Genomic DNA, 20,992 nt, shown 5'->3' on the forward strand with positions numbered 1-20,992 from the left:
CGCGCCATGAAGGCACTGGTCAAGGCAACCGCCGGGCCGGGACTCGCCCTGACCGACGTCCCGGACCCCACCCCCGGTCCGGGTGACGTGGTCGTCCGCGTGCTGCGCACCGGCATCTGCGGCACCGACCTGCACATCGACTCCTGGGACGAGTGGGCCGCCCACAACGTCCGCGCGCCGCTCGTGCTCGGGCACGAGTTCGTCGGCGAGGTCGTCGAGACCGGCGCCGCGGTGACCGGCGTGCGGGTCGGCGACCTGGTCAGCGGTGAGGGCCACCTGGTCTGCGGCACGTGCCGCAACTGCAAGGCGGGCAGGCGGCACCTGTGCGCCAACACCCGCGGCCTCGGGGTGCACCGCGACGGCGCGTTCGCCGAGTACGTGGTGCTGCCCGAGGAGAACGCGTGGGTGCACCGGGCGCCGGTGGACCTGGACGTGGCGGCGATCTTCGACCCGTTCGGCAACGCCGTGCACACCGCGCTGTCGTTCCCGGTCATCGGCGAGGACGTGCTGATCACCGGCGCGGGCCCGATCGGCATCATGGCCGCGGCCGTGGCCAAGCACGCCGGCGCGCGCAACGTGGTGATCACCGACGTGAGCGGGCACCGGCTGGCGCTGGCCCGGGAGGTCGGCGTCGACCTCGCGCTCAACGTCGCCGAGCGCACCGTCGCCGACGCCCAGGAGGAGCTGGGCATGTCCGAGGGCTTCGACGTGGGCATGGAGATGTCCGGCAAGCCGGTCGCGCTGCAGGACATGATCCGCAACATGGCCCACGGCGGCCGCATCGCCATGCTCGGGCTGCCGGCGGAGGAGTTCGCGGTCGACTGGAGCGCGGTGGTGCTCAAGATGTTGCAGGTCAAGGGCATCTACGGCCGGGAGATGTTCGAGACCTGGTACTCGATGTCGGTGCTGCTGCAGCGCGGGCTGGACCTGTCGCCGGTGATCACGCACCGGTTCGACCACACCGCGTTCGACGAGGCGTTCGCCACGGCGCGCGGCGGCAGGTGCGGCAAGGTCATCCTCGACTGGACGGGAGCTGCCTGAATGTACGGCGCGATGCGCGAGGACCTGCGGGCCGGGCTGGACGAGATCCGCGCGGCGGGGCTCTACAAGGCGGAGCGGGTGATCGGCACCCCGCAGAGCGCGGCCGTGCGCGTGGGCGCCGGCGCCGAGGTGCTGAACTTCTGCGCCAACAACTACCTGGGCCTGGCCGACCACCCGCGGCTGGTGGAGGCGGCCCGGGACGCGCTGGAGCGGTGGGGCTTCGGCATGGCCTCGGTCCGGTTCATCTGCGGCACGCAGGAGCCGCACAAGGAGCTGGAGCGCAAGCTGTCGGAGTTCCTGGGCACCGAGGACACCATCCTCTACAGCTCGTGCTTCGACGCCAACGGCGGCCTGTTCGAGACGCTGCTCGGCGCGCAGGACGCGGTCATCTCCGACGAGCTGAACCACGCCTCGATCATCGACGGCGTCCGGCTGTCAAAGGCCCGCCGGTACCGGTACCGCAACCGCGACCTGGACGACCTGGAGCGGCAGCTCAAGGACGCCGCCGACGCCCGCTACCGGCTCATCGCCACCGACGGCGTGTTCTCCATGGACGGCTACCTGGCGCCGCTGGACGAGATCTGCGACCTGGCCGACCGGTACGACGCGCTGGTCATGGTGGACGACTCGCACGCGGTGGGCTTCACCGGACCGACCGGTCGCGGCACGCCCGAGCTGTTCGGCGTGCGGGACCGGGTCGACATCGTCACCGGCACGCTCGGCAAGGCGCTGGGCGGGGCCAGCGGCGGCTACACCTCGGGGCGGGCGGAGATCGTGGAGATGCTGCGGCAGCGGTCGCGGCCCTACCTGTTCTCCAACTCGCTGGCACCGGCCGTGACCGCCGCCGCGATCGCCGCGCTGGACCTGCTGGAGTCGTCCGGCGAGCTGCTGGAGCGGCTGCGCGCGAACACCGCGCTGTTCCGGTCGCGGATGACCGAGGAGGGCTTCGACCTGCTGCCCGGCGAGCACCCGATCATCCCGGTGATGATCGGCGACGCGGCGCGGGCGTCCCGGATGGCCGACCTGCTGCTGGAGCAGGGCGTCTACGTGATCGGCTTCTCCTACCCGGTGGTGCCGCACGGCAAGGCGCGCATCCGCACCCAGATGTCGGCGGCGCACTCCACCGAGGACGTGCACCGGGCCGTGGACGCCTTCGTGGCGGCGCGCGCCCGGATGGACTAGTCGCCGCGGGCGGCGGCGAGGGCGATGGCGGCCATCACGGCGGCGGCGGTGACGGCCGTCGGGCTCGGCGCGAACCGGCCCGCGACCAGGCTGGGCAGCAGGAAGCCGAAGGCCAGGGCCGCCGCGGTGGCGCCGGCCAGGATGACGCGCGCGTTCTCCCGCCGCACCCCTCCTTGGTACCCGACGCGGGCTTCGTCACGCACCCCGCCTGCCCCAGATGCCGAGGAAGACCAGCAGGATGGCGGGCACGAGCACGGAGCCGGTGATCACCGCGCCGCTCGCCGCGAACCCGCCCGCCCGGATGCTCGGCCAGACCAGGCCGAACACCACCAGGACGAGCAGCCCGACACCGGCGATGACCAGGGAGGGGGTGCGGTTGGAGCGCGTGGCCCGGCGCGGTGTGGGATCTGAGCTCATGAGCCCTTGGTACCCCGCCCGCCCCGAAGTCGCATGACCGCCCACCTTCCGGGTGAGGGCGGTCGGGCGATCGACCCCCGGCGGCTGCGCGTGCTCAGCGCGCTCGCCGACCACGGCACGGTGACGGCGGCCGGCCGGGCGCTGCATCTCACCCCGTCCGCGGTGTCGCAGCAGCTCGCGGCGCTGGAGTCGGAGGCGGGTCAGGCGCTGCTGCGCCGCCGCGGCAGGCGGGTGTCGCTGACCGCGGCCGGCGAGCTGCTGGTGCGGCACGCCGCCGCGGTGGCGGCGGAGCTGGAGCGGGCGCGGGCGACGCTGGCGGCGTTCGCGGAGGGCCGGACCGGGCGGGTGGAGATCGGCAGCTTCGCGTCGGCGATCACGCAGGTCGTGGCCCCGGCGCTGGCGGAGCTGCGGGGAAGCGCGCCGGACGTGGTGCTGCGGGTGCGGGACGTGGAGGGGCACGCCAGCGTGCCGCTGCTGCTCGACGGCGAGATCGACCTGGCGATCACCGAGGAGTACCGCCCGCGCACCGACGACCGGCGGCTGACCCGGTTCCCGCTCTACACCGAGCCGTTCGACGTGGTGCTGCCCGGGGCGCACCGGCTGGCCGGGGAGGCGGAGGTGGACCTGGCGGAGCTGGCCGGTGACGACTGGGTGGTCGCGCTGCCCGGCAACCCCGTGCGGGACGTGGTCGAGCTGGCCTGCGGGCAGGCCGGGTTCGCACCGCGCGTGGCCCACGCCTCCGACGACTTCCGGGCCATCGGGGCGCTGGTGCGGGCGGGTGCCGGGGTGGCGCTGGTGCCGCGCAACGCGGTGCGCGGGGTGCCCGTGCGGGGGACCGCGCCGCTGCGGCGGGTGGTGGCGGCGGTGCGGCGGGGCAGTGAGGAGCACCCGCTGATCAGGCTGGTGCGGGACGCGCTGCTGGCCGCGGTGGGGTGAGCGGTCCGGCGACGGACGAGGTGCTTCGGCGGGGTCGTCGCCGGACCGGGTGTTCGGGTTCCGGCCGGGTGCGCGGGTCAGTGGGGTGCGCGGTCAGGGGTGCGCGGTCAGTGGGGTGCGCGGGCGGCGAGCTTCGCCGACGCCGGGTCGGCCGCGCCGAGCGCGCCCCGCGCCGCCAGCTGGCACAGGTCGAAGCTGGTCGAGGCCAGCTTCGCGCCCACGGCCGCCAGCGCCGTGTGGTTCATCGACAGGCTGGTCGCGCCCAGGCCGATCAGCACGCACGCCAGCAGCGGGTCGGCCGCCGCCTCGCCGCAGACGCCCAGCGGCTTGCCCGCGGCCGTGGCCGCGTCGCCGACCAGCTTGACCAGGCGCAGCAGGGCCGGCTGCCACGGGTCGTTCAGCGCGGCCACCGCGCCGACCTGCCGGTCGGCGGCGAAGAGGTACTGGGCCAGGTCGTTGGTGCCCAGGGAGACGAAGTCCACGACCGAGTAGACCTCCCGGGCGACCATGGCCGCGGCGGGGACCTCGATCATCACGCCGGCCCGCCGGACGCCCGCGGCACGCGCGCGTTCGACGAACCACGCGGCCTCGGCGGCGGTGGCCACCATCGGGGCCATGACCGAGACCTCGGCGCCGGTGTCGGCGGCGGCCAGGGCGATGGCCTGCAACTGGCGTTCCAGCACGTCGGGGCGGTCGAAGGCGACGCGCAGGCCCCGCACGCCCAGCGCCGGGTTGGGCTCGGGGTCGGGCGAGAGGAAGGCCAGCGGCTTGTCCGCGCCGGCGTCGAGGGTGCGCACCACGACCGGCTTGCCCTCGAACGGCGCGAGCACCGCCGCGTACGCCTCGCGCTGGTCGTCCACCGACGGCTCGGTCGACGCGGACAGGAAGCAGAACTCGGTGCGGAACAGGCCGACGCCCTCGGCACCGCCGGCGGCGGCCGCGGCGGCGTCGGCGGGCGAGCCCACGTTGCCCAGCACCTTCACCCGGTGCCCGTCGCGCAGCGCGCCGACCCCGTTCCACGACGCGCGCCCGGCCACGTGCGCCGAGCGCACCGTCCCGTCGGACGCCTCCACCACGCCGGTGTCGCCGTCGACGAGCAGCGCGGACGCCTCCAGGTCCAGCACGCCCCGGCACGCCACCACGGCCGGGATGCCGAGCGAGCGGGCCAGGATCGCGGTGTGCGAGGTGGGGCCGCCCTCCTCGGTGACCAGGGCGAGCACCTTGGCCGGGTCGAGGCCCGCGGTGTCGGCGGGCGCGAGGTCGCGGGCGACCAGGACGGAGGGCGCGGTGAGCGCGGGCACGCCCGGTTCGGGCACGCCGAGCAGTTCGGCGACCAGCCGGTCGCGCACGTCGCGCACGTCGCGGGCGCGCTCGGCCATGTACCCGCCGGCGGCCTCCAGGGCGGAGATGAACCCGGCGGCGGCCTGGTGCACGGCCCGCGCGGCGGGCAGCGACTCGGTGGTCACCAAGGTCTCGGCCTGGGAGAGCAGGGCCGGGTCGGCGGCCATCGCGGCGGTCGTCTCCAGCACGGCCTTGGCGTCGCCGGTGGCGGTGGCGGCCCGCTCCTCCAGGCGCCGGACCACGATCTCGGCGGCCGGGCGGATGCGGGCGGCCTCGGCCGCCGGGTCGGTCGGGACGGGGCCGACCGGCGGTTCGGCCTGCGGTTCGGCCACCAGGACCACGGGCCCGGAAGCCCGACCGGAACTCACCCCGACACCGCTGCGGCGCTCGCTCGACATGGTCTAGACCATACCTCTCGGGTGGACGCGACGTAAGCACAAGCCAACGCCACCGGGGCGCAGTCCGCTACCCCAGCCGTTGCCGCAGCCACCGCAGCGCCGGCACGCCCTGCGCCGCCTGGAACGCCCGCACCGCCGGCAACCCCGGCGGCGGGGACAGCAGCGCGTTGTCGGCCCGCAGGTCGCCGTGCACCAGCGACGTCCCCGCCGCCGCGGCGGCCCACCGCGACTCCAGCCCGGCCAACTCGTCCAGCCGCGCCGGCGCCCACGGGTCGATCCCCGGCAGCGGTCCGGCCGCCAACCGCCGCCACCCGGTGCCGACGGCCTTGGCGAACGCCCGCCGGCCGTCGGCCAGGTCCAGCCGCGAGGCGAGGCCGGGCGAGAACCCGCCCGCGCGGCTCACCGCCCGGATGACCCGCGCGCCGAGCCCGCCCTCCACGCCCGGATGGTCCCGGCCGCGCGCCCCGGGATCACCCGATTTCCCGCACCCGGTCGAGCGTCGGGTAGGACGGCTGCGCGCCGGCGGCCGTGACCGACAGGGCCGCCACCCGCGCGGCGAACGCGGCGGCCTCCACCAGCGACGAGCCGGACGACAGGCCGAACGCCAGCGCCCCGGCGAAGGCGTCGCCCGCGCCGGTGGTGTCGACCACGTCCACGCTCGGCGCGCCCACCTCCGCGGTGCCCTCCGGGGTGACGACCAGCGCGCCCCGCGCACCCAGGGTGACCACGGCGGACCTCGGCCCCAGCGCCAGCAGCCCCTCCGGCGACCCGGCCAGCGCCGCCGCCTCGTGCTCGTTCACGATCAGCGGGTCCAGCAGCGCCAGCGTGCCCGCCGGGACCGGCACCACGGGCGACAGGTTCAGCACCGGCCGGACCCCGTGCGCGGCGGCGGCCGCGACGGCGCGCGCGACGGTGTCCACCGGGACCTCCAGCGAGCAGACCAGGGTCGAGACGCCGTCCCAGGTCAGCGCGTCCACGTCGGCGTCGCCGACGTCGGAGTTGGCGCCGGGGGAGACGACGATCGAGTTCTCCCCGTCCGGGGTGACGGTGATGTAGGCGAGGCCGGTGGGGCGGGCGGAGGTGCGCAGGTGGTCGGTGCGCACGCCGGCGGAGGTCAGGGAGTCCCGCAGCAGGTCGCCGTACTGGTCGGCGCCCACCGCACCGGCGAACGCGACCGGCGCCCCGAGCCGCGCGGCGGCCACGGCGGTGTTGGCGCCCTTCCCACCGGGCAGGACGGCCGCGTCGCCGCCGAGCACCGTTTCACCGGCGCCGGGGCGGTGGGGCACGGGGACCACGAGGTCGGCGTTGGCCGAACCGAGCACGAGCACCGTCACGACCCGCACTCTGCCAGGCCGCCGGGGTGGCGGCGGCGTGACCTGTTCGCTACGCGAGCTGAGTAGAGGTACGGATACCGGATGCGAGCGGTGCGGGCGACCCTGGTCACATGACCGGGACTGGGCAGGACCCACTGATGAGGCTGGCCTCCGAGCTGGGCGAGCTGGGTCGCCGCCTGGAGGAGGTGGGGCGCGAGCTGCACCGCGTCGGCGAGGACCGACTGGGGGACCAGGTGGAAACCCGGGGTGTGGCCACGCTGCCGCGCACCGCGCCGCACCCGAGCGGCCCTGTCCAGGACACGACCGAGCAACCCACCGCCGCACAACCCATCACCGCACAACCGACCGGCGGGCCCGCTCCGTTCCCCGCCGTCACCGCCCCGCCCTACCCGGCACCGCCCCCACCCCCGAACCAGCACCCGGCCCAGCCCCAGCACCAGCCCTGGTCCCCGAACCAGGGCTGGAGCGCCCCCGCCCCGCACTGGCCCCCGCCACCACCCGCAGCCCCGCCCGCACCCCCGCGCCCCTCCCTCTTCGACCGCCTGGGCCAGGACGGCGCCGGCAGCAAGCTCCTGGCCTGGGTCGGCGGCGCGGTCACCCTCCTGGGCGTCGTCCTCCTCCTGGTCCTCGCGGTCCAGCGCGGCTACCTCGGCCCGGTGCCCCGCGTGGTCGGCGGCGCGGCGCTCGGCCTCGCCCTGGCCGCCCTCGGCCTGCGCCTGCACCGCACCCCCGCCAACCGCACCGGCGCGTTCGCCCTGGCCGCCACCGGCATCGCGGTCCTCTACCTCGACGTCGTCGCCACCACCTCGATCTACGGCTACCTGCCCCCGGGCGGCGGCCTGGCGGCCGGCCTGGCGATCGCGGCGGGCGGCCTGCTGCTCGCCCTGCGCTGGGACTCCGCCACCCTGGCCACCGGCGTGGTGGCCGCCTGCGCGGTGTGCGCCCCCGTCCTGACCGGCGGCCCCACCCCGCTGCTGGTGGCGTTCCTGCTGGTCCTCAAGATCGCCGCGAGCCCGGTCCACCTCAAGCGCGACTGGCCGTGGCTCGCGGTCACGGCCGGGGTGCCGCCGCTGGTCGCGATGGTCCTGTGCCTGGGCCACCCGACCGGCGCGCCGGTCCTGGCCGCGCTGGCCCTGGTGGCCGCCGCGGTCGGGGTGGCCGTCGCCGCGGTGACCGCGCGGGTCCGGCCCGGCGACCCGACGGCGGTCGGGCTGGCGGTCGGCTCGCCGGTGCCCGCCCTGCTGGCCACCGCGGTCCTGGACCGGGGGCTCGGCGCCGGCCTGGCCGGGGCGGTCGCGGTGCTGGTGGTGGCGGTGTGGGCGGCCGGGCGGTCCCTGCCGCCGCACTTCCGCGCCGGCGTGGGCGCGGTCGGGGTGTTCGCGGTGTTCCTGGCGACCGCGATCGCCCTGGACGGCAGCGCGCGGGCGGCGGTCGTGCTGGCCGAGGCGCTGGTCCTGGCGTTCCTGGCGCGGGTGCTGCCCTCGCGGGGCCCGCTGCTCGGCGCGACCGCGTTCGGCGTGGTCGGCCTGCTGCTGACCGTCGCGCAGGCGGTGCCGCCGCGGGTGCTGCTCGACCCGCCGCACCACGCGGGCACGGCCGGGTTCCTCGTCTCGGGCGCGCTCACCGCGCTGGTCCTGGCCGTACTGGCGGTCGTGCTGCCGTGGTTCGCCGCGCACCTGGGCGCGCTGGGCGGGCACCCGCTGCCGTGGGTGTTCGCCGGGGTCGTGCTGCTGTACGCGGCGGCCGGGGTGGTGCTGTGCGCGGCGCTGCTGGTGTCACCGGACGTGACCGGTTTCCTCTTCGGTCACTCGATCGTGACGGTGTCGTGGACGGTGGCGGCGCTGGTGCTGCTGGTGCGGGGCATCGACCGGAGGTCGCTGCGGGTGGCCGGTCTGGTGCTGGTCGGGGCCGCGGTGGCGAAGCTGCTGCTGTTCGACCTGGCCGCGCTGGACGGGATCGCGCGCGTGCTCGCCTTCATCGGCGCGGGCCTGGTGCTCCTGACGGCGGGCACGCGTTACGCCAAGCTGGTGGCAACCCGACGAATTTAGGTCTATTCGCGACGACTCGGGAGCCAAAGCACCCCGATTTGCGTCAACCTGGTGTAGTTCTACGTCGTCGGGGCACGACCACCGGTGCACTGCACCGGCAGGGGTCCGGCGTCGGTCGTTTCGCCCCCCGAGCGACCGGCGCCGGGCGCACACCCCCGCACCGGGTTGCCCGGCGCGGCGCGGCACATCCCGGCCCCTCACCCGACCAGGCACAACTGTCACCCGGACGTGTCTGCCGAGTGGAGGCGGGGTCCGCGGCGGTGGTCCCATCCGACCATGTGGGGACGACGACGAACAGCTGCCCTCGGCACCGCCGCCCTCCTGCTCGCCTGCGCGATCCCCACCTCGGGGCGGCCGGGCTCCGACGTCGTCACCGCCGCGAGCACCACCGCCCCGCGCGCCTACGTGGTCACGAACGCGGGCCGGCTCCAGGTGCTCGACACCACCGACGGCACGGTCGTCGGCGGCGCGAACACCGGCGCCCGGGGCACCGACGTCGCGGTCGACCGGGACCGCGGGCGGGTCTACGTGGTCAACGGCTGGTCGGGCGGCATCACCGCGGTCGACCCCGAGGCGGGCCGGGTCGTCGGCCGCATCGACGCGGGCGCGCCGCTGGCCCACGCCGTGCTGCGCCCGGACGGCAGGCGCCTCTACGTCAGCGGCAGCGGCAACGTCGCGGTGATCGACCCGGCGACGTTCCGGATGGTCGCCGCGGTGGAGGTGGGCGGCCAGCCGCTGGGGCTCGCGACCTCACCCGACGGGCATCACCTGTACGTGGCCAACGCGCAGGACGGCACACTCCGCGTGCTCGACACCGCGGCCGCCTCCCAGGAGGCTTCGGTCGAGGTCGGCGGCCTGCCGCAGCGCGTCGCGGTGAGCCCCGACGGCACCGCCGTCTACGTCAGCTCGCTCCACCTGCCGGACCGCACCGGCACCGTCTCGCTGGTCGACCCGCGCACCGCCCGGGTGGTGTGGTCCACCGCCGTCGGCGAGGGCGCGGGCAGCGTCGCGGTCACCCCGGACGGCCGGCACGTCTACGTCGCGCTGGACCGGTCGGTCGCCGTCGTGGACACCGCCACCCGCGCCACCCGCAGCCTGCCGTTCGCGGCGCGGGCCGTGGCCGTGCCGCCGGGCGACCGGCGGGTCTTCCTGGCCACCGGCGAGACCACCACCGTGCTGGACGGCGCGGACGACGAGGTGCTGGCGACGTTCCAGCTCGGCGGCCTGGACGACGACGGCCGCGGCTCGGAAGCCGCGGCCATCGCCTTCGAAGCGCCCTGAGGTCCCTACACGGGCTGGGGCACCCTCTCCTCCTCCTCGACCGGCGCCTCCTCGTGGATCGCCATGCGCTCCTGGATCCGCCGCAGCGGCCCGGGCGCCCACCAGGCGGCGTCGCCGAGCAGCCTGAGCACCGCGGGCACCAGCAGCATCCGCACCACGGTGGCGTCCAGCGCCAGGGCGAGGATCATGCCGACGCCGACGAACCGCATCATCGTGATCTGCGAGAACGCGAACGCGCCGGTCACCACGATCAGCAGCAGGGCCGCCGCGGTGATCACCCGGCCGGTCTTGGCCAGGCCCGCGGTCACCGCCTCCCCGGTGCTCGCGCCGCGCCCGCGCGCCTCGACCATCCGGGACAGCAGGAACACCTCGTAGTCGGTGGACAGGCCGAACACCACGGCCGCCATCAGCACCACGATGCCGGACTCCAGCGGCGCGGGCGTCACGCCGAGCAGCGACGCGCCGTGGCCCTCCTGGAACACCCACACCAGCACGCCGAACGTGGCGGACAGGCTCAGCGCGCTCATCACCACGGCCTTGACCGGCAGCAGCACCGACCCGAACGCCAGGAACATCAACACGAACGTGGCACCGACGAGCAGCAGGACCATCCAGGGCAGCTTCTCCTGGATGGCGTCGAGGCTGTCGGAGACGGTGGCCGTGCTGCCGCCGACCAGCACCTGGTCCCCGGGCCCGTCGAGCGCCCGCACGTCGCGCAGCGCCCGCTTGGACGCCTCGCCCAGGGCGTCGCCCTCCAGGCCGGCGTTGACCAGCCACGTGCCGTTGGCCGGCTCCGCGGCCACCCGCGCCTCGCCGACGCCGGGCACCGCGGCGACGTCGGCCACGAACCGCTGCACGTCGGCGGGTGCCGGGTCACCGGTGATGACGATCTTGAACCCGGTGTTGGACAGCGCGGCGAAGTCGGTGTTGATCGTCTCGGCGGCCACCCGCACCGAATTGCCCTCGGGCAGCACCTTCTCGGTGACCTCGCCGAACCTGACGCCGAGGAACGGCGCGCCGAGCCCGAGCAGCACCAGCACGATCGGCAGCGCCACCAGCACCGGCCGCTTCATCACGCGACCCGCCAGCCGCCGCCAGCCGGCCTCCGAGGGGACCTTGCCCCTGCGCCACGGCACGGCGAGCTTGTCCACCCGGTGCCCCAGCACGCCGAGCAGCGCGGGCAGCAGGGTCAGCGAGACCAGCGCCGCGATCGCGACCGCGGACATGCCGCCGTAGCTGAGCGACTTGAGGAAGCCGTGCGGGAACAGCAGCAGGCCGGCCAGGGCGATGACCAGCAGGGTCGCCGAGAACACGACGGTGCGGCCCGCGGAGGAGACGGTGCGGCGCACCGCGTCCGGGGTGGCGCGGCCGGCGGCCAGCTCCTCGCGGAACCGGCCGACCATGAACAGGCCGTAGTCGATGGCCATGCCCAGGCCGAGCAGGCTCGCCACGTTGACCGCGAACGAGTTGACGTCCGCGCCGTAGGAGATCGCGTGCAGCACGCCGAGCGAGCCCAGGATCGCCAGGCCGCCGACCAGCACCGGCAGCGACGCGGCGACCAGGCCGCCGAAGATGACCACGAGCAGCAGCAGCACGATCGGCAGCGACACGGCCTCGGCCTTGGTCAGGTCGGAGGCGGACATGTCGTTGATCGCCTTCTGCGTCGGCACGAGGCCGCCGACCTGGCTGGTCACGCCGTCGACCGCGAGCCGGTCGGCGATCCGCTCGTACTGCTTCACCTGCTCGCTCGACTCGCCCGAGCGCAGCGTGATCACGGCGAGCGCCTTGTCGCCCCCGGGGGAGGGGATGGGCTGCGACGCGGTGAGCACGGCGTCCCCCGGCAGGCCGGCGAGCCGGTCGGCGATCTCCTTCAGGCGCGCGGGGTCGGCGGTCTCGTAGACGACGAAGACGTCACCGCCCTGGCGGCCGAACGCCTCCTCGGCCACGTCCGCGGCCCGCGCGGCCTCGCTGGTAGGGGCCTCGTAGCCGCCCTGGCCGAGCCGGTCGAACACGCCCAGCCCCCAGACGCCCCCGGCCACCGCCAGCAACAGCGTCGCGACCAGCACCACCCATCGTCGGCGGTACGCCAGCGACCCCCACTTCGCGAACACGCGTCCTCCCGGGACAGATGGGTTACCGTTGCGCGATTGGCGTGAACTCGGTAAACACCGTTCACTGACCGTCCAGAACGTATACCCGGTGAACACCGTTTACAACCCGATTGGGTGACACTATGACCGAGGCCACTCGGCGAGAACGACTCCGCGCCGAGACCGAGCGCGACATCAGGCGACAGGCGCGTGCCCTGCTCGTGGAACGGGGTCGGGAAGCCGTCACGCTGCGTGCCATCGCTCGGGAGCTCGGCATCACCGCACCGGCCCTGTACCGGTACTACGACTCGCGCGAGGACCTGCTGCGCCGGCTCGCCGACGACATCTGCACCGACCTGGCCGCCGAGCTCGACGCCGACCTGCGCGACCTGCCCGAGGACGACGTGGCCGCCCAGGTCCACGCGGTGTGCCGGGGCTTCCGGCGGTGGGCGCTGGGGCACCCGCAGGAGTTCGGGCTGGTCTTCGCCTCCACCGAGGCGGGCGCGGGCCCGTGCGCGCAGGGCGAGGAGCCCTGCCGGGTCGGCGACCAGTTCGGCCGGGTGTTCCTGCGGGTCGCCGGGCGGTTGATCGCGGCGCACCCGCTGCCGGCGGACGTGCCGCAGGACGTCCCCGCCGCGCTGCACGCCGACCTGGCCGCGTTCCGGCAGGTGCTGCTCGGCACGGTCAACGCGCACGGCGCGGTGGTGGGCGAGGACGTGCTGACCCTGGGCGCGGTCCACCGCATCACGCAGTCGTGGGTGCGCCTGTACGGGCACGTGGCGCTGGAGGTCTTCGGGCGCTTCCCGTTCGCGGTGACCGACCCGGAGCCCCTGTTCGACTCCATGCTGGCGGACCTGCTCGGCGAGATGGGTCTCCCTCCGCGACCGTGAGCTGCGACGTCCGGGCAGACCTGCTGGGCCGTTCGAGGGCTTTTCGGCGTTCGGGCGCAACCGGGGCGCAGTCGGCGGGGTTGCATGGTGCGTCGGCAGGTGACGACCTCGGGGCGGGATCAGCGTGGGCTCGAACAAGGGATCAGGCGGCGGAGGGGTCGCCTTAGTCGCCGCGGCGCTGGTCGTCCTCGCGGGCGCGGGCGGCGCGGGTGGCGCCGCGCTCAACTCGGGCGCGAGCGGCGGTGGCGGGGCGACCCCGGTGACGAGCATCGGCGTGCTCAAGTGGGACGCCAAGCGGGCGGCCCGCGGCGGCGACACCGAGGGCGCCATGCGCAACCTGGGCGTGCGGGTGGACAAGCAGGCGGTCAAGCAGGAGCTGGACTGCCGGGAGAACTCGTTCGGGCAGGTGCGGGACTTCCTGGCGCGCACCCCGTGCACGGCGCTGGACCGGCTGCTGCTGGCCGTGGGCGACGGCGCGGGCAACGCCTCGGTGGTGTCGGTGGCGTGGGTGACCTTCCCCGGCCGCAACCAGGCCAAGCAGTTCGACCGGGTCGTCGGCGTGCACGGCTCGGGCGACGTCCGGCCGCTCAGCACCGCCGTGCTCGGCCTGGCCGAGGTGTCGTTCACCGCCGCGCACTACTGGTCGGAGGTCCGCGACACCACGATCGCCATCGCCGAGGCCGAACCGGCCGCCGGGGCGCCCGACCCCGAGCTGCTGGACGCCCTGGCCGAGGTGGCCGCGCAGCTGCCGCGCCCCTGACCCCCACTTCTGCGGCCGGGCGCTGGGCCGTTCCGGCCGTACCGCGGGTCTTCCGCCCCCCACACCGCCCTATTGCGTCCACCCGCGCCCCGATCCGCGCTTCCATGGCGCCCTCACGGCCCAGGGGGACGACATGGCGCAACGCAGGATCGGCGGCGCGGGCGGCGGTTCGAGCAAGGGCTCGGGCGGGGGATCGGGCGGCGGCTCGCGCCGGAAGTCGTCCGCGGGCGTGGTCGCGGCGGGCGCCGTGGTCGCCATCATGGCCGCGTCGACCGGCGGTGGCGGCGCCGCCGGACCGGCCGCGGACGTCACCGGCCCGGACACCCGCAAGACCGACGGCAAGCGGTCCGCGCGCGACGGCGACCTCGACGACGCGTTCGCCCGCCTGGGCAAGCGCGTCCGGAGCCGGGTGACCAGGCACGACGCCGAATGCCTCGGCCACTCGTACAAGCAGGTCCGCGAGTTCTTCGCGCACACCCCCTGCACCGGCCTGGACCGGCTGGTCCTCGCCGTCGACGACGCCACCGGCACCGCCGTCGTGTCCGTGGCGTGGGTGACCTTCCCCGACCGCGGCCGCGCCGACCGGTTCAAGCGGCTCGTCGACGTGCCCGGCACCGGCGACATCCGGCCGCTGGGCAGCACCGCGCTCGGCCTGGCGGAGGTGACCTTCACCGCCGCGCACTACTGGTCGGAGACCAGGGGCGCCTCGGTCACCGTGGCCGAGGCGGAACCGGCGGCCGGGTCGGTCGACCCCGGCGCGCTCGACGCGCTCGCCGAGGTCGCCGCCCAGCTGCCGCGCCCCTGACCTACAGCACCACGTTCACCAGCCGGCCCGGCACGACGATCACCTTGCGCGGCTCGCCGCCGTTCAGCAGCTCGGCCACCTTGCCCTCGGCCAGCGCCGCCGCCCTGACCTCCTCCTGCGTCGCCGACGCGGCGACGACCACGCGGGCCTTCACCTTGCCGTTGACCTGGATCGGGTACTCGACGGTGTCCTCGACCAGGTACTCCTCGTCCGCGGTCGGGAACGGGCCGTGGGCCAGGGACTCGTCGTGGCCCAGCTTGGCCCACAGCTCCTCGGCCACGTGCGGGCTCAGCGGGGCCAGCATCAGGGCCAGCGGCTCGGCCAGGGCGCGCGGCGCGCCGCCCGGGAAGTGCTTGGTGACGTGGTTGTTCAGCTCGATCAGCTTCGCGCCCGCGGTGTTGTAGCGCAGGTTGGCGTAGTCGTCGCGCACGCCCGCGATGGTCTTGTGCAGCAGGCGCAGCGCGGCCTCGCCCGGCTCCTCGTCGGTCACCCGCGACTCGCCCGTGGCCTCGTCGACCAGGTTGCGCCACAGCCGCTGCAGGAACCGCTGCGCGCCGACGACGTCCTTGGTCGCCCACGGCCGCGACACGTCCATCGGGCCCATCGACATCTCGTACAGCCGGAACGTGTCCGCGCCGTACTTCTCGCACATCTCGTCCGGCGTGACGACGTTCTTCAGGCTCTTGCCCATCTTGCCGTACTCGCGCCTGACCTCCTCGTCGCCGAAGAAGTACTTGCCGTCGCGCTCCTCCACCTGCTCGGCGGGCACGTAGGTGCCGCGCGCGTCGGTGTAGGCGTAAGCCTCGATGTAGCCCTGGTTGAACAGCCGCCGGTAGGGCTCGTCGCCGGACACGTGGCCCAGGTCGAACAGCACCTTCTGCCAGAACCGCGAGTACAGCAGGTGCAGGACCGCGTGCTCGACGCCGCCGATGTACAGGTCGACGCCGCCCGGGTCGTTCGCGCCGTGCTCGGCGGGGCGCGGGCCCAGCCAGTACCGCTCGTTCTCCGCGTCGACGAACCGCTCGCCCTCGGTCGGGTCCACGTACCGCAGCTGGTACCAGCACGAACCCGCCCAGTTGGGCATGGTGTTGGTCTCGCGGCGGTACCGCTTCGGGCCGTCGCCCAGGTCCAGCTCGACGGTCACCCAGTCCTCGGCGCGCGACAGCGGCGGGGACGGCTCGGAGTTCGCGTCGTCCGGGTCGAAGGTGCGCGGCGAGTAGTCGTCCACCTCGGGCAGCTCGACGGGCAGCATCGACTCCGGCACCGGGACCGGCGCGCCGTCCTCGTCGTAGACGATCGGGAAGGGCTCGCCCCAGTACCGCTGGCGGGAGAACAGCCAGTCGCGCAGCTTGTACTGCACGGTGCCCTCGCCGCGGCCCCGCTCCTCCAGCCAGGCGATGACCTTCCGCTTGGCCTCGTCGACGCCCAGGCCGTCCAGGAAGCCGGAGTTGATCGCCGGGCCCGGGCCGGTGTACGCCTCGCCGTCGAAGTCGTCCGGCGGCTGCACGGTGCGGACCACTGGCAGGTCGAACGCCTTGGCGAAGTCCCAGTCGCGCTGGTCCTGGCCGGGCACCGCCATGATCGCGCCGGTGCCGTAGCCCATCAGCACGTAGTCGGCGACGTAGACGGGCAGCCGGGCGCCGTTGACCGGGTTGGTGGCGTGGACGCCGGTGAAGACGCCGGTCTTCTCCTTGTTCTCCTGGCGGTCCAGCTCCGACTTGCGGGACACCTCGGCCCGGTACGCGGCGACGGCCCCGGCCCGGTCCGCGGTGGTGATCGAGTCCACCAGCGGGTGCTCGGGGGCCAGCACCAGGTAGGTGGCGCCGAACAGCGTGTCGGGGCGGGTGGTGAACACCTCGACGTCGACCTCGCCGCCGGGCGCGTCCTCGACCGCGAACCTGACCCGCGCGCCGTGGGAGCGGCCGATCCAGTTCCGCTGCATCGACTTGACCTTCTCCGGCCAGTCCAGCCGGTCCAGGTCGTCGACCAGGCGGTCGGCGTAGGCGGTGATCCGCATCATCCACTGGCGCAGGTTGCGGCGGAACACCGGGAAGTTGCCGCGCTCGCTGCGGCCGTCCGCGGTGACCTCCTCGTTGGCCAGCACGGTGCCCAGGCCGGGGCACCAGTTCACCGGCGCCTCGGACAGGTAGGCCAGGCGGTACCGCCCCAGCAGCCCCTCCCGCTCGACGCGGGTCAGCTCCGCCCACGGCCGCCCGGGCGCGGGGCGCTCGCCGGAGGCGAACTGCGCCTCCAGCTCGGCGATCGGCCGGGCGCGCCGCTGCTCGGGGTCGTACCAGGAGTTGTAGACCTGCAGGAAGATCCACTGGGTCCACTTGTAGTACGCCGGGTCGATGGTGGAGATGCGGCGGCGCTCGTCGTGGCCCAGGCCCAGCCGGCGGATCTGCCGCAGGTAGGTCTGGATGTTGTCCTCGGTGGTCTTGCGCGGGTGCTGGCCGGTCTGCACGGCGTACTGCTCGGCGGGCAGGCCGAAGGCGTCGAAGCCCATCGTGTGCAGCACGTTGCGGCCGTTCATCCGGTGGTACCGGGCGTAGACGTCCGTGCCGATGAAGCCCAGGGGGTGGCCCACGTGCAGGCCCGAACCGGAGGGGTAGGGGAACATGTCCTGCACGAACAGCTTGTCCGCGGGCACGTCGCCCCGGAGCGGCCCGACGGGGTTGGGCGCGTGGAAGGTGCCCCGCTCCTCCCAGCGCTGCTGCCACCGCTGCTCGATCTCGCCCGCCAGCTCGGCGGTGTAGCGGAAGGCGGGCTTCTCGTCCGCCGCGTCGGTGCTCATCGGGGTGTCCCTCTCCTGCGGTAGCTGCCCTGGAAATCCTGCCCTGACATGACGAAACCCCCCAGCCTTCAAGCAGGCATGAGGGGTTGCCGCGCCGGCCCGGTCTCGCCGGGTCTGCGCGGCTAGGTAAGGAGCAGGCGGGCCTTGCTCATGCCGTCAACGGTATCAGCGCCGCGCAAGCGAACTGCAACGAACCTCACGGTTGACCGGGGTTGGTGCACCCGGGGCCGCGGACCCGGCCTACCCTCGTCAGGGTGAACATCGTGCTGCCTGTGGTGCTGGGTCTGATCGGCGTCGCCTTCGGGGCGGTCGGCTTCCTGGGCGTGCGGGGCGCGCTGCGCCGGAACCGGTTCTTCGGCGTGCGGACCAAGGCGGCGCTCCGGGACGACGAGGCGTTCGCGCTGGCCAACCGGGTGGCCGGGGTGCCGAACCTGGCCGCGGGCGCGATCGCGCTGGTGGCGGCCGTGGCGGCGGCGGTCAACCCGGGACCGGTGCTGCTGGTCGCGCTGATCGGGTTCGTCGGCAGCGTGGCGGTCGCGAGCGCCGGCGGGGTGCTGGGGCACCGGGCGGCCGAGGCGATGCCCGAGCCCGAGCCGGCCGGCGGGTGCGGCGGGTGCGCGTGCGCCGGCGCCTGCGGCGTCCTCAGCCGCGCCTGAGTCCCGCGCGAGTCGAACCCCCAGAACCCTCGTGTCGAACCTCCGGAACCCCCGGGTTCGACGTTCGCGCGTGAACCGGTCGGCCGCCGGGGGGCCTGAACGTGGAACTCGGGGGTCGTGGAGGTTCGACACGAGGGGTGCGGGTGTTCGACTCGCGGGTCAGTTGCGGCGGATGTCGGTGGGGTAGGTGGCCAGGAGGGCGGTCGGCATGCCCTGGCGGCGCAGGACGCGGCCCCAGAGGTCGACGTTCGGCGGGGTCACCACGTCGTCCGGCAGGCCCTTGACCACGATCCAGTCGCCGCGGGAGATCTCGTCGCCCAGCTGGCCCTCGCTCCAGCCCGAGTAGCCCACGAACACGCGCATGCCGCGCACCCTCGGCGCGAGGGAGTCCGGGTCCGCGTCCAGGTCGACCAGGGCCACGGGGCCGTGCACGCCGACGACACCTTCGAGTGAACTCATGTCCTCCCCGGTGCGCATCGCGGCCAGGCAGAGGGCCGTCTTCTGCTCCACCGGGCCGCCGATGTAGACCGCCCGGGGGCGGGACACGTGCCGGCCCCACGCGGGCAGGACGTCGTGGACGGCGACCTCGCTGGGCCGGTTCAGCACGACACCGAGGGTGCCCTTGCCGCGGTGGTCGATCACGTAGACCACGGTCCGCCGGAAGTTGGGGTCGGTCAGGCTCGGTGCCGCGACCAGCAGCGAACCCGGTTCGACTTCGGCATCAGGGCGCACGTCCCCATGATCCCAGACGGGCGCTCGGGCACATCCCGGACGGAGGGGCGGGGTGGGGGAGGGCGCGGCACGCGTGAGGTGGCGGTGTGCGCGGCGGGGGAGGGGGCGGGTCGGGCGCGTCCCGGAAAGAGCCGGCGGAGTGGTGCCGGCGGCGGGAACATCCGGGTTACCGTTGTCGTTGTACGACCTGCCAGGCGCCATCGAGTCCCCCGGGCCCACTCAAAACCGCCTTCGCGGAATACCGTCCGGCTGGAGCCGCGTAGCGCGCAGCGCCGAGAGGCGACCGGGCGCCTGGCACCGGGGAGGCCGGACCCGCACGGGTCCGGCCTTCCGCGGTTCACCACCCCGGCGGCTCCGCCCCACCACCCCGGCGGTTCCCCGCACCACCCCCGGCGGCCCCTCTCGCCACCCTCGGCCCCTCACACCCCCGCCGGCCCTCCCGCCACCCCCGGCGACCCCTCGTACCCCCGGCGGCCCCTCTCGCCACCCCCGGCGCCCCCTCACACCGCCTCCGGCGGTCCTCCTCACCACCCCGGCGGTTCCCCCGCACCACCCCGGCACCTCCCTCTCACCACGCCGGCGTTCCCCCCTCACCGAGCCGCCGGTTCACCGGGTCCCGCCGACAAGAGGCATAGGCTCGACGTCGTGACCACTGCCGCGGCCAAGCACCACCTCGGGGTCCGGAGGCTCCTCGCCGCGGCGGACTTCCGCCGGCTGCTCGCCTCCCGGCTGGCCGCCCAGTGCGGCGACGGCCTGTTCCAGGCCGGGCTCGCGGGCGCGGTGCTGTTCAACCCCGAGCGCCAGGCCGACCCGCTCGCCGTCGCCGCCGGGTTCGCCGTGCTGCTGCTGCCGTACTCGGTGGTCGGCCCGTTCGCGGGCGCCCTGCTCGACCGGTGGGACCGCCGCCGCGTCCTGGTGGTGGCCAACCTCACCCGCGGCGTGTTCGTCCTGCTCACCGCCGCCGCGGTCGGGCTGGGCCTGGACGGCGTGCCGCTCTACGCCTCGGCCCTGCTGGTCACCGGGGTGAGCCGGTTCGTCGGCTCGGGCCTGTCCGCCTCCCTGCCGCACGTGGTGCAACCCGACCACCTGGTCGAGGCCAACGCGGTCGCGGCCACGCTCGGCGCGCTCTCCGCCGTGCTCGGCGCGGGCGTCGCGGTCGGGCTGCGCGGCCTGTTCGGCGCCGGTGACGGCGGCTCGGCCGCGACCACGGCGTTCGCCCTGGTGGGCTCGCTGCTGGCGGCCTGGTTGGCGATCCGCTTCAGACCGGGGCGGCTCGGGCCGGACGAGGTGGTCGAGCCCAGCCGCGCGGTCACCGCGGTGGCCCGGGGCCTGCTGGACGGCGCGCGGGCGGTCTGGCGGACGCCCAGCGTGGCCGCGGCGCTGCTCGCGCTGCTGGCGCACCGGGCCGCGTTCGGCGCGTCGCTGCTGCTCACCCTGCTGCTGATGCGCAACGCGTTCACCGACTTCGGCCCGTTCAAGGCGGGCCTGGCCGGGCTGGGCGAGGTGGCCGTGGCCGGTGGCGCGGGCATCCTGGTCGCGGGCCTGGTCACCGACCGGCTGGTGGCCGTGCTGGGCCGGCGCGGCACGGTGTCCGGCGCGCTGCTGCTGGCCGCGGCCACCCAGCTGGGCCTGGGCCTGCCGATGCTGCTGCCCACCACGCTGGCCGCGTCGTTCGTGCTCACCTTCGCCGGCCAGGTGGTGAAGCTGTGCGTGGACGCGGCCGTGCAGGGCGACATCGGCGACGAGGTGCGCGGCCGGGTGTTCGCCCTGTACGACACGCTGTTCAACGTCATGCAGGTGCTCGCGGTCACCGCCGCGGCGGCCGTGGTGCCCCCGGACGGCCGGTCGGCCGGCCTGGTGGTCGCCGCGACGGTGGCCTACCTGCTCGGACTGCTCGGTTACCTGTTGTTGGTCAAGCGGGCACCGCTGCCGGTCGGCGACGGCCGGGCCCGCGGGTCAGCGCGGTAGCGGCAGCCGGATCATCCCCGTCTCGTGGGCGTAGACCACCGCGGCCATCCGGTCGCGCAGGTTCAGCGCCCGCAGGATCTCCGACACCACCGCTCCCACCTGGACCTGGCTCATCGCCAGGACCCGCGCTATCTCGTGGTCGGCCAGGCCGCGGGCGAGGCACCTGAGCACCGCCCGCTGCCGGTCCGACAGCGTTTCCAGCCCCTTCACCCGGGTGCCCCCCTCGGACAATCCCCAAGCGTTCATGCGAAACCACCCCCAGTGCGCGTGAGGCGCACAGAGTCATGCTCCCGCAACAGGCTGTCACTGGCCAAGCGAA

19 protein-coding genes are annotated in these 20,992 nt (G+C 74.9%); 10 read left to right on the forward strand and 9 right to left on the reverse strand.

The annotated features are described in order from the left end of the window. The first annotated feature begins 6 nt into the window (after nt 1–6). Nucleotides 7–1,041 (forward strand): L-threonine 3-dehydrogenase, encoded by a 1,035-nt coding sequence (gene tdh, locus EKG83_RS46465; RefSeq protein WP_033428213.1) that lies wholly within the window; start codon nt 7–9, stop codon nt 1,039–1,041. Further along, nucleotides 1,042–2,223 carry a glycine C-acetyltransferase gene (locus tag EKG83_RS46470; protein WP_033428212.1) on the forward strand — a complete coding sequence of 394 codons (1,182 nt, stop codon included), beginning with the start codon at nt 1,042–1,044 and terminating at the stop codon, nt 2,221–2,223. It begins immediately after the preceding gene. Here EKG83_RS46470 and EKG83_RS46475 read toward each other — a convergent pair. Together EKG83_RS46475 and EKG83_RS46480 are read right to left on the reverse strand one after the other, a co-directional pair. Beyond that, a complete protein-coding gene (locus tag EKG83_RS46475) occupies nt 2,220–2,426 on the reverse strand; it encodes a hypothetical protein (RefSeq protein ID WP_153278841.1) in 207 nt (68 codons plus the stop codon). The two genes, EKG83_RS46470 and EKG83_RS46475, sit on opposite strands and share 4 nt — an antisense overlap. Continuing rightward, complete coding sequence (locus EKG83_RS46480; protein ID WP_033428211.1) at nt 2,419–2,640, reverse strand: hypothetical protein; 222 nt, start codon at nt 2,638–2,640, stop codon at nt 2,419–2,421. The genes EKG83_RS46475 and EKG83_RS46480 overlap by 8 nt, the downstream gene beginning before the upstream one ends. A 33-nt stretch (nt 2,641–2,673) precedes the next feature. Between EKG83_RS46480 and EKG83_RS46485 the strand changes: the two genes are divergently transcribed. Beyond that, a complete protein-coding gene (locus tag EKG83_RS46485) occupies nt 2,674–3,576 on the forward strand; it encodes a LysR family transcriptional regulator (RefSeq protein ID WP_051764579.1) in 903 nt (300 codons plus the stop codon). Nucleotides 3,577–3,683: 107 nt separating this feature from the next. On the opposite strand, the gene ptsP is transcribed toward EKG83_RS46485, so the two are convergent. The 3 genes from ptsP to EKG83_RS46500 all read right to left on the reverse strand — a co-directional run bounded on the left by ptsP (nt 3,684) and on the right by EKG83_RS46500 (nt 6,643). Beyond that, nucleotides 3,684–5,315 carry a phosphoenolpyruvate--protein phosphotransferase gene (ptsP, locus tag EKG83_RS46490; protein ID WP_033428210.1) on the reverse strand — a complete coding sequence of 544 codons (1,632 nt, stop codon included), beginning with the start codon at nt 5,313–5,315 and terminating at the stop codon, nt 3,684–3,686. Nucleotides 5,316–5,382: 67 nt separating this feature from the next. Beyond that, nucleotides 5,383–5,754, reverse strand: coding sequence for a hypothetical protein (locus EKG83_RS46495; protein WP_033428209.1), 372 nt, complete (start codon nt 5,752–5,754; stop codon nt 5,383–5,385). A gap of 31 nt (nt 5,755–5,785) precedes the next feature. After that, a complete protein-coding gene (locus EKG83_RS46500; protein WP_084716065.1) occupies nt 5,786–6,643 on the reverse strand; it encodes a ribokinase in 858 nt (285 codons plus the stop codon). A gap of 143 nt (nt 6,644–6,786) precedes the next feature. On the opposite strand from EKG83_RS46500, the gene EKG83_RS46505 reads away from it, so the two are divergent. Together EKG83_RS46505 and EKG83_RS46510 are read left to right on the forward strand one after the other, a co-directional pair. After that, nucleotides 6,787–8,697, forward strand: a complete 1,911-nt coding sequence (locus EKG83_RS46505; RefSeq protein ID WP_228122457.1) for a DUF2339 domain-containing protein — start codon at nt 6,787–6,789, stop codon at nt 8,695–8,697. 276 nt (nt 8,698–8,973) lie between these two features. Next, nucleotides 8,974–9,978: a cytochrome D1 domain-containing protein gene (locus tag EKG83_RS46510; protein WP_033428207.1), complete on the forward strand. Its 1,005-nt coding sequence runs from the start codon at nt 8,974–8,976 to the stop codon at nt 9,976–9,978. Nucleotides 9,979–9,983: 5 nt separating this feature from the next. On the opposite strand, the gene EKG83_RS46515 is transcribed toward EKG83_RS46510, so the two are convergent. Continuing rightward, nucleotides 9,984–12,089, reverse strand: coding sequence for an MMPL family transporter (locus EKG83_RS46515; RefSeq protein ID WP_033428206.1), 2,106 nt, complete (start codon nt 12,087–12,089; stop codon nt 9,984–9,986). 122 nt (nt 12,090–12,211) lie between these two features. On the opposite strand from EKG83_RS46515, the gene EKG83_RS46520 reads away from it, so the two are divergent. The 3 genes from EKG83_RS46520 (at nt 12,212) to EKG83_RS46530 (ending at nt 14,523) form a co-directional block, all read left to right on the forward strand. Further along, on the forward strand, nt 12,212–12,958 hold the full coding sequence (locus EKG83_RS46520) for a TetR/AcrR family transcriptional regulator (RefSeq protein ID WP_033428205.1): 747 nt from the start codon (nt 12,212–12,214) through the stop codon (nt 12,956–12,958). A 124-nt stretch (nt 12,959–13,082) separates the two neighbouring features. Continuing rightward, nucleotides 13,083–13,718: a hypothetical protein gene (locus EKG83_RS46525; protein ID WP_051764578.1), complete on the forward strand. Its 636-nt coding sequence runs from the start codon at nt 13,083–13,085 to the stop codon at nt 13,716–13,718. A gap of 133 nt (nt 13,719–13,851) precedes the next feature. After that, the gene (locus EKG83_RS46530; RefSeq protein WP_051764576.1) at nt 13,852–14,523 is read left to right on the forward strand and encodes a hypothetical protein; all 672 of its coding nucleotides are present in this window, start codon (nt 13,852–13,854) and stop codon (nt 14,521–14,523) included. Nucleotide 14,524: 1 nt separating this feature from the next. Here the strand turns inward: EKG83_RS46530 and leuS are convergent, their stop codons facing one another. Then, nucleotides 14,525–17,317, reverse strand: coding sequence for a leucine--tRNA ligase (gene leuS, locus EKG83_RS46535; protein ID WP_033428203.1), 2,793 nt, complete (start codon nt 17,315–17,317; stop codon nt 14,525–14,527). Between the two features lie 254 nt (nt 17,318–17,571). Here leuS and EKG83_RS46540 point away from each other — a divergent pair, with 254 nt between their 5' ends. Further along, nucleotides 17,572–17,973 (forward strand): SdpI family protein, encoded by a 402-nt coding sequence (locus EKG83_RS46540; RefSeq protein ID WP_033428202.1) that lies wholly within the window; start codon nt 17,572–17,574, stop codon nt 17,971–17,973. A gap of 159 nt (nt 17,974–18,132) precedes the next feature. Here the strand turns inward: EKG83_RS46540 and EKG83_RS46545 are convergent, their stop codons facing one another. Continuing rightward, a complete protein-coding gene (locus EKG83_RS46545) occupies nt 18,133–18,705 on the reverse strand; it encodes a YqgE/AlgH family protein (RefSeq protein ID WP_033428201.1) in 573 nt (190 codons plus the stop codon). A gap of 645 nt (nt 18,706–19,350) precedes the next feature. Here EKG83_RS46545 and EKG83_RS46550 point away from each other — a divergent pair. Beyond that, nucleotides 19,351–20,673 carry an MFS transporter gene (locus EKG83_RS46550; protein WP_051764572.1) on the forward strand — a complete coding sequence of 441 codons (1,323 nt, stop codon included), beginning with the start codon at nt 19,351–19,353 and terminating at the stop codon, nt 20,671–20,673. On the opposite strand, the gene EKG83_RS46555 is transcribed toward EKG83_RS46550, so the two are convergent. Further along, on the reverse strand, nt 20,662–20,919 hold the full coding sequence (locus tag EKG83_RS46555; RefSeq protein WP_084716017.1) for a response regulator transcription factor: 258 nt from the start codon (nt 20,917–20,919) through the stop codon (nt 20,662–20,664). The genes EKG83_RS46550 and EKG83_RS46555 overlap by 12 nt on opposite strands. Nucleotides 20,920–20,992: the final 73 nt, after the last annotated feature.

The organism is Saccharothrix syringae, from assembly GCF_009498035.1.
GTDB classification, from domain to species: Bacteria; Actinomycetota; Actinomycetes; order Mycobacteriales; family Pseudonocardiaceae; genus Actinosynnema; species Actinosynnema syringae.

What these genes read in the sequence shown, in the direction of transcription:
- EKG83_RS46505 (WP_228122457.1), top strand. Translation starts at nt 6,787, where the DNA reads ATGAGGCTGGCCTCCGAGCTGGGCGAGCTGGGTCGCCGCCTGGAGGAG.
- EKG83_RS46520 (WP_033428205.1), top strand. Translation starts at nt 12,212, where the DNA reads ATGACCGAGGCCACTCGGCGAGAACGACTCCGCGCCGAGACCGAGCGC.
- tdh (WP_033428213.1), top strand. Translation starts at nt 7, where the DNA reads ATGAAGGCACTGGTCAAGGCAACCGCCGGGCCGGGACTCGCCCTGACC.
- EKG83_RS46485 (WP_051764579.1), top strand. Translation starts at nt 2,674, where the DNA reads ATGACCGCCCACCTTCCGGGTGAGGGCGGTCGGGCGATCGACCCCCGG.
- ptsP (WP_033428210.1), bottom strand. Translation starts at nt 5,315, where the DNA reads ATGTCGAGCGAGCGCCGCAGCGGTGTCGGGGTGAGTTCCGGTCGGGCT.
- EKG83_RS46510 (WP_033428207.1), top strand. Translation starts at nt 8,974, where the DNA reads ATGTGGGGACGACGACGAACAGCTGCCCTCGGCACCGCCGCCCTCCTG.
- EKG83_RS46555 (WP_084716017.1), bottom strand. Translation starts at nt 20,919, where the DNA reads ATGAACGCTTGGGGATTGTCCGAGGGGGGCACCCGGGTGAAGGGGCTG.
- EKG83_RS46480 (WP_033428211.1), bottom strand. Translation starts at nt 2,640, where the DNA reads ATGAGCTCAGATCCCACACCGCGCCGGGCCACGCGCTCCAACCGCACC.
- leuS (WP_033428203.1), bottom strand. Translation starts at nt 17,317, where the DNA reads ATGAGCACCGACGCGGCGGACGAGAAGCCCGCCTTCCGCTACACCGCC.
- EKG83_RS46530 (WP_051764576.1), top strand. Translation starts at nt 13,852, where the DNA reads ATGGCGCAACGCAGGATCGGCGGCGCGGGCGGCGGTTCGAGCAAGGGC.
- EKG83_RS46470 (WP_033428212.1), top strand. Translation starts at nt 1,042, where the DNA reads ATGTACGGCGCGATGCGCGAGGACCTGCGGGCCGGGCTGGACGAGATC.